The organism is Schaalia sp. lx-100, from assembly GCF_021083625.1.
Classification (GTDB): Bacteria; Actinomycetota; Actinomycetes; order Actinomycetales; family Actinomycetaceae; genus Pauljensenia.
Window position 1 is genome coordinate 322,277 of record NZ_JAJNRP010000001.1, and the last position, 11,473, is coordinate 333,749.

Sequence of the window (11,473 nt, forward strand, 5' to 3'; positions counted from 1 at the left end):
CTTTTTATCTGTTCAATTCATTAATTTCACGAAAGTGTTGTTTATGAGCACTGTCCTTGTGATCGAGCATGATCCTCTTGTCGCTCTCGGAAATTTAGAGCAGCTGCTCTGCGGAAAATACGAGCATGTGCGCGCATGGGAAAAGCCTCAAGCTGTTGATCGCATTATCGAAGATATCGAATGTGGGGCGCGGCCTTTTCCTTCTGCTGTTGTTATTCTTGGTGGCCGCATGAATGCCTATGCAGATGAGGCATGCCCTTGGTTTCCTGCAACACGTCACCTTATCCGTGACTGTGCGCAACGTCAGGTGCGCCTTCTCGGAATTTGTTTAGGACACCAAATTATTGCAACAGCTTTGAATGGGAGTGTCGCTTTGGCCTTCCCTGAAAATCGTGAATGCGGCATTACACAGATCAGATGGGAAAATAAACCCCCGACCCTGCATGCTGATGAATCTGCTTTATGGGATTCTCTACAGGAAACATCGCATGTTTTTGCCGATCACAGTGATGCTGTCAGTGAGCTTCCGCCCCATGCTCTTGTATGGGCACGGTCTCAACGTTGTGTACATATCATGTCTTGTGGGACTGTTATTGGGGTTCAATTTCATCCGGAAGTCACCGAAAGTATTATTCATAGCTGGGCACAATCCGACCCGCAGACGTACACACAAGACATCCATGATGAGTACGCGCTTCATCGTGACGCATTATTTGATACGTGCAAGCATTTAGCTCAGTGGCTACTTGGCCCGTGTACTCAATAGCCTCAGACACATCTTTTCTTCAGGATGTATCTGAGGCTACTGGAGAAAATATCGTACTCTTTTCCTTATAGGCAGGTGTACTTCCTCAAAAATCAGGCCAGCCGATACATCCACCCGTATGGGTCCGTTGCTTGACCTGTTTGAATATCAGTTAATGCTTTCAAAGTATCAAGCATAACTTTTCCAACCGGTAAGGATAGGTCAAAGCCTTCACCAGCTAAACGAGTAATTGGAGTGACAACGGCGGCTGTTCCACATGCGAATAGTTCTGCCACTGTTCCCTTCTCAATGCCTGTGACGATCTCATCAATAGCGATTTTTTCTTCTGTCACGTTTATCCCACGGTCACGTAGTAATCGGCAAATCGCTGAACGAGTTCCCCCTTCCAAGATGACACCGGATAGTTCAGGTGTTCGCACGCTCCCATCAGCCATCACAACGAAGGTATTCATACCACCGAGTTCTTCAAGGTAGCGTTCTTCGTAGGTGTCCAGGAAACAAATCTGATCAAAGCCACGTGAAGCTGCCTCCATTTGGGGGAGCAACGAAGCAGCATAATTACCCCCAGCTTTTGCTGAGCCTGTACCGCCTGGTCCTGCTCGATGGTAGCCTTTCACGACCCAAATTGAAATACCTGCAACACCTGAAGCAAAGTAGCTTCCCGCAGGCGAGCCGATCACGTAGTAATCAAACTGATGTGCTGAATGAACTCCAAGGAAAGGTTCTGTAGCAATAACGAAAGGCCGCAAGTACAGGGAAGATCCTTCTTGGGATGGAACCCAGCGATGATCGGCACGAACATATGCTGCAAGAGAAGCCACAAAATCTTCACGGTCGATGGCGGGCATAGCCATACGGTTACTTGAGTGATTGATACGTGCCGCATTGAAAGTGGGACGGAAAGTCCAGATTGATCCGTCAGTATGCTTATAGGCTTTGATGCCTTCAAATACTTCCTGCCCGTAGTGCAAAACTGCTGCTGCAGGTGATAATTCAATATTTCCGAAGGGAATAATGCTGCGATCATGCCAGCCTTGGCCGTGTGTCCACCGCATATGTGCCATATGATCGGTGAACACTTTCCCGAAAGCCAGAGATTTCATGGATTCCTGGTATTGTTCATCGTTGGCTGGCCGTGGGTGAGCAGTCACGGGGAAACGAGATACAAGTTCATCCGCTGGTCGGATAGGTTCAGCTGCACATTTTTCAAGTTCAGTGGGCACATGTTCATTCTGCTTCATCATTTTTCCTTCGATGGTCAGGACCTGTACAGAGAATATGCATCACATTCACGCACTTTCGAGTATTTCCATCATATGACCCTCGTTTGAAGCCATACACACACGGACTGTGTGACAGCTGGCGCACTTTGTTTATCCGTACGCTTTTATTGAGGCAGATGATGGGTTAGTTGAAACATAAAGTCACTTAAGCAAAGAAACGATGGCGTCACCTATTTCCTGTGTTGATCGCACCAGAGGTTTTCCTGCGGTAACGCTATCGGCACGAGCAGCCATGTCAGTTTCAATGGCAGTTTCAATGGCACGAGCTTGCAGGTCATACCCTAAGTGGTGGAGCATGAGGGCGAGTGAGGATATTGTTGCTGTCGGGTCAGCTTTCCCTTGACCTGCAATGTCGGGGGCTGAACCGTGGACAGGTTCAAACATCGACGGATACGTGCCGTCAGGATTAATGTTTCCTGATGCGGCAAGTCCAATTCCACCGGTAATAGCGCCAGCCTCGTCGGTTAAAATATCGCCAAATAGGTTATCTGTCACGATGACATCAAAACGTTGTGGGTCAGTCACCATGTAAATCGTGGCAGCATCAATATGACAATAGTCAACGCTCACTTGCGGGTAGAGTGCTCCTATTTCACGGACGATACGTGACCATAAGCCACCTGCGTGTACAAGAACATTATGTTTATGCACAAGTGTCAGGTGGTGCGCGGGGCGTGACTGTGCTTGCTCGAAAGCATAACGGACGACACGTTCAATTCCGTAGGCGGTGTTAACAGAAACCTCATTAGCAATTTCCTGAGGAGTACCCGTACGAACTGAACCACCATTTCCACAGTACAGTCCTTCTGTTCCTTCACGCACCACAACAAAATCTACGTTGTGAGGATTCACTAAAGGACTGGGCACGCCTGCATAATATTTCGCTGGACGCAGATTCACGTAGTGGTCAAAAGCAAAACGTAGACGCAGCAGTAAACCGCGTTCTAACACGCCGGAAGGAACTGATGGGTCCCCCACTGCGCCAAGCAGAAGCGCATCATGTGTGGCTAGTGTTTCAAGGTCGTGTTCTGTCAGTGTTTCACCTGTACGGTGCCAACGTTGAGCACCAAGATCGTAGTGAGTGGTGTTGATACTGACAGGGGTATGCGTAAAAACTGCACGAAGTACTTTCAATGCTTCAGGGACTACTTCTTGACCGATACCGTCACCAGGGATTACTGCAAGTTTCAGCGTTGTCATATCTTGACTTTCCCTCATCTGTTGTCTTTCGCGTTGAAATGTCCGAATGTCGGTTTCTTGTCCAGACGGTCGCGCACTATCACTCTTTTCTGTTTGCGGACGACTTGATCTGTTGTAGCGTAAAAGCACATTGGCCGCTCCCCTATTGGGAACGGCCATGTGTTATGCCAAGAATTATTGCACCCGATTTTCAGCGGGCTGCACTACCATCCACGTAGTCACCATCTACTTGTGACCATCCAAATTTTGCGCGCAGTTCTTTACCGGTAGCTTCAATTGGATGTGATTCACCTTCGGCTCGCAGTGCCTTAAATTCAAGGGCACCGTTATCTTGGTCAGCAATGAAACGACGAGCAAAAGTTCCATTCTGAATATCAGCCAGAACCTCTTTCATTGCTTCTTTCACTTGAGGGCCGATCACACGAGGACCGGAAACGTAGTCACCGTATTCAGCGGTGTCAGAAATTGACCAGCGTTGCTTGGTAATGCCGCCTTCATTAATCAAGTCAACGATCAGTTTCATTTCATGTAAGACTTCAAAATAAGCCATTTCAGGCTGATATCCGGCTTCTACGAGAGTCTCAAAACCATACTGGATCAGACGTGAAACGCCGCCACAGAGGACTGCTTGTTCACCAAAGAGGTCGGTTTCTGTTTCTTCAGTGAAGGTTGTGCGAATAACACCTGCACGGGTCGCACCGATTGCTTTTGCGTATGATAGAGCCAGTTCAAATGCCTGACCGGAAGCATCATGTTCAACACAGACGAGGGCAGGAACGCCTTTTCCTTCTACGTACATGCGACGCACCGTATGGCCTGGGCCTTTGGGGGCAACCATACAGACATCATGATCTTCACTCGCAGTGATGTATCCGTAGCGGATATTGAAGCCGTGAGCAAAGAATAAAGCAGCGCCTTCCTTCAGATTCGGGGCAATTTGTTCCGCATATACGTGACGTTGCACTTGATCTGGGGTAAGTATCATGACAACATCAGCGTCGGCCACAGCTTCAGGAATATCGCTTACGTGAAGGCCAGCACTTTCAGCTTTTTCCCATGAGGAAGATCCTGGGCGTAAACCCACAACAACTTCTACACCAGAATCTTTCAGGTTCAGCGCGTGCGCATGGCCTTGTGACCCGTACCCGATGATGGCAACTTTCTTGGACTGGATGAGGCAGAGGTCTGCGCCCTCATCGTAAATGATCTCAGCCATTGTCATTTCTCCTTCAATTGATCTGTAATCGAACGGGATCCGCGTCCAATTGCCACGGCACCCGATTGAACGATTTCTTTAATACCGTAAGGCTCTAGGGCGCGCACCAGAGCCTCTAATTTTGACAAAGAACCAATGGATTCAATAACAACCGAATCCGGCTGTACATCCACCACATGCGCACGGAATAAGTCAACGACTTGCAGGACACTGGTACGGCAGGATTCATCTGCGTGTACTTTCAGCAGCAAGAGGCGACGTTCAACACTGCCCTCGGGGTCAAGTTCAACGACTTTTAGTACGTTAACCAACTTATTGAGTTGTTTTGTGACCTGCTCGAAAGGCGAGTCCTCAACCGAAACAATAATTGTCATACGTGAGATTTCAGGATGCTCTGTTTCACCCACAGTTAAGGACTTGATATTGAATGCGCGGCGAGCAAATAATGACGCAACGCGCATCAGTACACCGGGTTTGTTTTCTACAAGCACCGATATGGTACGTAAGTGACTCATTTTCAGTCCTCCACTTCCCAATCAGGAGCCATGCCCTGAGCATAACGAATCTCATCATTGGATACACCTGCAGCGACCATCGGCCATACCATTGCATCTTTTGATACTCGGAAATCTAAAAGAACCGGGCGATCGTTTATGGACATGGCCCATTCGATTGCTTCATCTACTTCGTCAATAGATCGGATGGTTCGTGCTTCCATTCCATAAGCTTTCGCAAGCATTTCAAAGTTAGGTATCTGATCGCCTTCAACAGGATTGAGTGTGGTATTTGAGTAACGTTTTCCGTAGAACAGTGACTGCCATTGGCGGACCATCCCTAGCACACTGTTATTGATGAGGCATACCTTAATGGGAATATTATTTACTGTGCAGGTCGCAAGTTCTTGGTTCGTCATTTGGAAAGAACCATCCCCGTCAATCGCCCAAACGGTTGTGTCGGGGCAGCCTACTTTAGCGCCCATAGCCGCAGGAATACAGTAGCCCATTGTCCCTAATCCAGATGAGGACAAGAAGTGCCGTGGTTTTTCGTATTCGATAAATTGTGCGGCCCACATTTGATGCTGGCCTACACCTGTGACGTAAATAGAATCAGGCCCTGCAATACGTGATAGTTTTTGCAGTACTTCTTGGGGTGCCATCATTCCATCTGTGGGTTCTGCCCATCCCATTGGATAGCGGGCGCGTAAACGGTTGAGGTAACGCCACCATCCAGAAAGGTCGGGTTGTCCTTCTTCTTTTTGTGCGTGCAGAATCTCTTCGTTCAACGCGTCTAAGGCAGGTTTAAGGTCTGCCACGATTGGCACATCTGCTTCACGGTTCTTTGAGATTTCAGCGGCATCAATATCAACGTGGACAACGCGAGCGCGGGGAGCAAAAGAATCGAGGTTCCCTGTCACTCGGTCATCGAATCGTACTCCGAGGGCAACAATCAGGTCTGCGCGTTGCAAGGCTCCTACCGCAGCCACTGTCCCGTGCATACCAGGCATACCTAGGTTGTGTGGATCTGAGTCTGGGAAAACACCACGTGCAGGCAGCGTGGTAACTACCGCAGCATCTGTAATTTCAACGAGTTGACGTAATTGTTCATAGGCTCCGCTGCGGACAGCCCCTCCACCGACATAAAGGACGGGAGCTTGCGCGGAAATGATTTCACGGGCAGCTGCGCGTACTTGTTTCATGCTGGGTTTACATGCGGGTTTATATCCGGGCAAATCCAGCGCTGGTGGCCACATGAAGTCAAGGTGAGCGTTTTGTGCTGATTTTGTAATGTCAACAAGAACGGGACCTGGTCGGCCTGTGGCGGCTAAATGGAATGCTTCGGCTATGCGAGCGGGGATGTCGGCTGCTTCTGTTACGAGGAAAGAATGTTTGGTGACAGGAACTGATGCGCCGACAATGTCAGCTTCTTGGAATGCGTCTGTGCCAATAAGGGAAGCGCCTACTTGTCCTGAGATCACAACGATTGGAACGGAGTCAACATTTGCATCTGCTAGGGCAGTCATAACATTTGTCGCTGCAGGACCGGAGGTAACGATTGCGCATCCTACTTTCCCTGTAGCTAGGGCGTATCCTTCTGCAGCGTGTCCAGCTCCTTGTTCGTGGCGTACGAGGATGTGGCGCACTGTTGAATGCATCAATGGGTCATAAACAGGGAGGATAGCCCCACCAGGCATACCAAAAACTTCTGTAACTCCTAGCGCCTCTAGTGTTGCCACAATCGCTTCTGCGCCAGTCATTGTGCGGGTTTCGACAGGGTCTTTCACTGCAAGGTCCTCTCAATATATTCGGGTGGTTCTTAATGAAAAAGTCCCCTGACGCAGCTATTGCGTGGGGACGAGGCGTGCGAGCCACCCATTTCACACGGTAGGCGCCGCACGCCCACGTACGAGGACGCGCAGTCGACTAACAATGTGAATGTTGAGCACACAATAATCCTAGCGGGCTCACACTAATACTTGGTCCATGTCTCATACTTCAAGCCTTTTTGTAACCTACTAGGACGATAGACCGTTTTCTTCGGATGCCCTTTTGCCATACTGTATGTAATTTCATTGTCTATGTCGTTTATCAACTATGGAGTTGAACCGTCATGGTTACAGTCTTTGAATTGCTGGCTGAGCAGCCTATTTTGTTTCTTTTCCTCCTTGTGGGAGCGGGTATGGCTTTCGGTCATGTCAAGGTCCGTGGGGTCGGATTAGGGGCGGCCGCGGTTCTTTTTCTTGCAATTGCTTTAGCGGCGTGGGCAGAGGTTTATGACATTGAATTACGCGTGACACCTCAGCTTGGAACACTTGGTTTGACACTTTTTACTTTTGCTATCGGGATTAACTCGGGAGCTTCTTTCTTCCATAATCTGCGCACAGCTGTTGGGCCTTTACTGACAATGCTTGCTCTGTATGTGCTTGCGGCAGGAACTGGTTTATTTGTTGGCCAAGCTTTAGGTATGGATATTCCTTTAATTGCAGGGACTTTTGCAGGTTCTATGACGAATACTCCTGCTTTGGCTGCTGCAGGTGAAGCTTCAGGTTTACTTGAAAGGGCAACGGTAGGGTATTCCATTGCTTACCTTTTCGGTGTCATTGGGATGATGGCTGCCGCTATGGCTGCTTTATCTTACGGCAGGAACGACAAGGATACTCCTAGCCCGATTGCAAACCGAACTATCCGTGTGGAGCGTGAAGATCATCCTTCAATTGGTGATCTGTACGAAAAACTTGAATCAAAAGTTACTTTCTCACGTCTGCGTCGTGGTGAAACCGGCCCGATTTCTCATCCTTCTTTGTCGGATACTTTGGATGAGGGTGACTTGGTTACTGTTGTGGGTCCTCGCGAGCTTGTTGCTCGTGTTGCTACAGAGCTTGGTCATTCTTCCTCACATTCTTTGACTCAAGATCGTTCATATTTGGACTTCCGGCGTGTCACAATTTCTAATCCACACGTTGCTGGACGCGCAGTGTCAAGTCTTGATATGGAGAAACAGTTCTCTGCTGTCATTTCACGTGTACGTCGCGGTGATGTTGATATGGTTGCTCAGCCTGAAACTGTGTTACAGCTAGGTGATCGTGTACGTGTTGTAGCTCCCACAGCGAAAATGCGTGAGATCACGAAGTTTTTTGGTGATTCTGCACGTGGTTTATCTGATTTGAATCCAATTGCTTTGGGTTTAGGGATGGCTTTAGGTATTGCAATTGGCGAGTTACCGATTCTTACACCTTCCGGTGAGTATTTTTCCATCGGTTCTGCGGCAGGCACTTTAATTGTGGGGTTAGTTTTTGGGCGTATTGGTCGTATTGGCCCAGTAGTCACGGCTTTGCCTTTTACGGCATGTCAAGTGCTGTCTGAGTTAGGTTTGTTGATCTTTTTAGCTCAGGCGGGCGCAAAAGCGGGTTGTCAAATTAGTGAGGCTTTCACTTCAGGTGCGTGGCTGAATATCTTCATCGTGGGTGCCCTGATGACTTCTATCATGGCTATTGGTTTGTATGTGAGTATGCGATGGTTCTTCAGGATGGGTGGAACTCAGCTGTCGGGTTTGATTGGTGGCGTTCAGACTCAGCCCGCTGTTCTGGCTTTCGTAAATTCACGCACTAATGGCGACCCGCGTGTGGCTTTGGGTTACGCGCTTGTGTATCCGGTGGCTATGATCGCTAAAATTTTGATCGCTCAGTTCCTTGGTGGTTTATAGCTTCTGGACTACGGCGCATATGCCGTTTCTTTGGTGCGCTTTGAGAAATTCCGGAGTTTTTCATAGGGAGGTAGCTTCTTTCGTTGCCTCCCGCTTTTTGTTTTGACTCATTGTGGAAAGCACCTATTTTTCTTGCACGGATCTTCGTATCTGTGACGCCGTATGTTGTGAGTATGAATCTGAGCTTTGTATCTGGTGACTTCCGTAGCGCTCGTATACCATCGTGAGGATTTGTTACTTTCTTATGTCCTCACACGTATGCCTATTGGTAACGTGTCGTGAATGGTTACATGTGAGACTGACCAGCCATTTTTATTGGCACGTTACCTTTTCAAGTCATATGAATATGAAATAGGGTGCCACATCGTGTATATGTGACACCCTAAATCAGGTCGGTGAAGCTGAATATTCTTCTATTTGGAGGAGGCGACGTTTTCCCTCGCTTGTTTCTAGGGAAACATTATTTATTTCGTGTGAACCCTCTTCCAAAAGATTCTGTTCATGCTTGCACTATTTTTCTTGAGTTTCTGTGATAAGCATAGGGACATTCACGGGACGCTCCATCAGCCAGTTACGATCTGTAAACATACGTGATATAGCCAAGCCAATACCGATTGCTGTGATGGTGAATGCCACGGTGAAAAGCGCCGCGAGTGCATCAGAAATGTCTCCATTATTCAGGTAAGCAAGTGAACGGTACAGAGGCACACCTGGAATCATGATTACCACTGCTGGAACTGACAGGGTGACACGTGAAAAACGAGTTTTCTTTGCAACTACTGTGGCAAGTAAACCTGCAGCTAAAGCTCCTAAGCCAACGGCTGCTTGCACTGGCATATGTGCACCATCGACCAGGAATAAACGCCCTGTGTTAATGACGGCACCAATTCCAGCAGCAGCAGCACACACTTTATGCGGAGAATTGAAAAGCATAGCGAAACCGTAGGCGGCAACAAAACTGGTGATCGCACGCAGCAGATACAGAACTGGCAACGCAAGATGATAGTTATACGCAGGGGTCACTGACCAACTGAAAATAATAGAAACCGTCCATACGGCCATACCTGCACTCACAACAAGCATTGCCACATATACGAGGCGGGCAATCCCTCCGTGGAAATCATGTCGTACAAGGTCAATAATGCCTGTTACCAGCGGGAATCCTGGAACTAAGAAAAGGACTGCGGATATGAAACCTGCTTGATGTGTGGGTTCCAAAGCAAAAAGGGTTTGTGCTAAGGCAACTGTCGCAATGTAGATGAGGCCTGAAAAAGCGCCGCAGGCCATCCAGACACCGAAGTGATTAAAACGTCGATGCAGCATTTGACGTCGTAAGAATTGGCCAAAAAATGCTGCAAGAGCAACGACGCTACATTCGACCCATCCCCCATGATTCAGGAAGGCGAAACTTGCGCAGGCAAGGCCACTGGCAAGGGCATTTGGAAGCCATCCATACAGTGGGCCGTGTTTTTCGATTTCGTCAAGACTACGGGCGACTTCTTCGACCTGTACTTTACGATCTTTCAATGATGATACGTAGTTGACCAGACGGTCAATACGGTCGGCGTTTACTCCCATTACTCGTTGTTCTGCAAGCTCTGTACGAAATGTACCGTTAGCGTAGGCTGTTGTCACAATTTCCGTGTATGTGACTTGTGCACGGTGTTCTTCAATACCAACAGCTTTAGCTAGGGCAGCCATTGTGTATTTGACGCGGTAGGCACTTGCACCGGCTGCAAGGAGCATTTGTCCCAGCCTGAGCACAACACCCGATTGCAGCGATAAACGGTCATGAGCGACCATGCGGTGCATTGTCAGGCTTGTACCCATATGCCCTGAAGACGCAGGAGCCTGTGATACGGGGCTGTCTGTTTGTTCAGACATAGGTGCAGATTGGTCATCTTTCTGTGTCATGTCTTTAGCATGACAGGCATTTTTACAAAAACCGAGGTCTTGAGTCTGATTCTGAGTGTGTGGTTTACTACCTTTGTTTTTTCCTGTGTGGGTTGTGTCTGTTTTGGGTTTATGTTCCCGGGTTTTGTTTGGCGTATGCACTGCCCTGCGTGTTTGCCGTGTGTCTGCGTGTTTGTGCTCGTGTGCGCCCTGCGTCTTTGCCGCGTGTTTTGTTCGCTTGTGTGCTGTCCGTGTGGGTTGGTCATCGAAGCTGTTTGTGTCAGTGTCCCACGAGCAGCCTGCCTGCCCTGCTTCTTTGCTGTTCGGTGTGTTTACTGCTTCCCGCACGCTAGGCTGTGTTGCCTCGCGCGCGTTGTTTGTTCCACGTTTGTTCGCGTGTGCGCTGCCTGTGTGGGTTGCTCGGTTGTTTGTTCAGTGGCACCGTGTTTGTCCGGTGCCCAGCCGTACAGTGTGTTGTTTTTTGCTGTTGTTAGGCTGTTGTGCGCTCGCTTGTGTTTCTTCACTGCCTGCGCGGGTTGCTCGGTTGTTTGGTCACTGGCACCGTGTTTGTTCAGTGTGTTGTTCGCGTGCGCCCTGCGTCTTTGCCGCGTGTGCCCGTTTGTTCAGTGGCACCGTGTTTGTTCAGTGTTTTGTTCGCGTGCTCGCTTCTTCGCCTGCCATGCTTCTTTGCTGTTCGGCGTGTTTACTGCTTCCCGCACGCTAGGCTGTGTTGCCTCGCGTGTGTGTGGGCTCTGTCGTGCGCGTGTTGGGGGGGCAGCCACAGTAGTGTGGTTGCCCCCCCTTCTTGTTGGTTGGTTGCGGTGGTGTCCTACTCTCCCACATTCTGTCGAGTGCAGTACCATTGGCGCTGTAGGGCTTAGCTTCCGGGTTCGGAATGGGTCCGGGCGTTTCCCC

8 protein-coding genes and 1 rRNA gene are annotated in these 11,473 nt (G+C 49.0%); 2 read left to right on the plus strand and 7 right to left on the minus strand.

Features of this window, described 5'->3' with window-relative positions; genetic code table 11:
• The first annotated feature begins 43 nt into the window (after nt 1-43).
• A complete protein-coding gene (locus tag LRP54_RS01385) occupies nt 44-766 on the plus strand; it encodes a type 1 glutamine amidotransferase (protein WP_231234675.1) in 723 nt (240 codons plus the stop codon).
• Nucleotides 767-858: 92 nt separating this feature from the next.
• On the opposite strand, the gene LRP54_RS01390 is transcribed toward LRP54_RS01385, so the two are convergent.
• The 5 genes from LRP54_RS01390 to LRP54_RS01410 form a co-directional block, all read right to left on the minus strand.
• A complete protein-coding gene (locus tag LRP54_RS01390; RefSeq protein WP_231234688.1) occupies nt 859-2,007 on the minus strand; it encodes a branched-chain amino acid aminotransferase in 1,149 nt (382 codons plus the stop codon).
• Nucleotides 2,008-2,190: 183 nt separating this feature from the next.
• On the minus strand, nt 2,191-3,249 hold the full coding sequence (locus LRP54_RS01395) for a 3-isopropylmalate dehydrogenase (protein WP_231234676.1): 1,059 nt from the start codon (nt 3,247-3,249) through the stop codon (nt 2,191-2,193).
• Between the two features lie 190 nt (nt 3,250-3,439).
• The gene (gene ilvC, locus LRP54_RS01400) at nt 3,440-4,465 is read right to left on the minus strand and encodes a ketol-acid reductoisomerase (RefSeq protein ID WP_231234677.1); all 1,026 of its coding nucleotides are present in this window, start codon (nt 4,463-4,465) and stop codon (nt 3,440-3,442) included.
• 2 nt (nt 4,466-4,467) lie between these two features.
• Nucleotides 4,468-4,980: an acetolactate synthase small subunit gene (gene ilvN, locus LRP54_RS01405; RefSeq protein ID WP_231205541.1), complete on the minus strand. Its 513-nt coding sequence runs from the start codon at nt 4,978-4,980 to the stop codon at nt 4,468-4,470.
• Between the two features lie 2 nt (nt 4,981-4,982).
• The gene (locus LRP54_RS01410) at nt 4,983-6,746 is read right to left on the minus strand and encodes an acetolactate synthase large subunit (protein ID WP_331274793.1); all 1,764 of its coding nucleotides are present in this window, start codon (nt 6,744-6,746) and stop codon (nt 4,983-4,985) included.
• A gap of 326 nt (nt 6,747-7,072) precedes the next feature.
• Between LRP54_RS01410 and LRP54_RS01415 the strand changes: the two genes are divergently transcribed.
• On the plus strand, nt 7,073-8,665 hold the full coding sequence (locus tag LRP54_RS01415; RefSeq protein ID WP_231234678.1) for an aspartate:alanine exchanger family transporter: 1,593 nt from the start codon (nt 7,073-7,075) through the stop codon (nt 8,663-8,665).
• Nucleotides 8,666-9,175: 510 nt separating this feature from the next.
• On the opposite strand, the gene LRP54_RS01420 is transcribed toward LRP54_RS01415, so the two are convergent.
• The gene (locus LRP54_RS01420; RefSeq protein ID WP_231234690.1) at nt 9,176-10,468 is read right to left on the minus strand and encodes a threonine/serine ThrE exporter family protein; all 1,293 of its coding nucleotides are present in this window, start codon (nt 10,466-10,468) and stop codon (nt 9,176-9,178) included.
• A gap of 906 nt (nt 10,469-11,374) precedes the next feature.
• A 5S ribosomal RNA gene (gene rrf, locus LRP54_RS01425) occupies nt 11,375-11,473 on the minus strand; the annotation flags it as partial.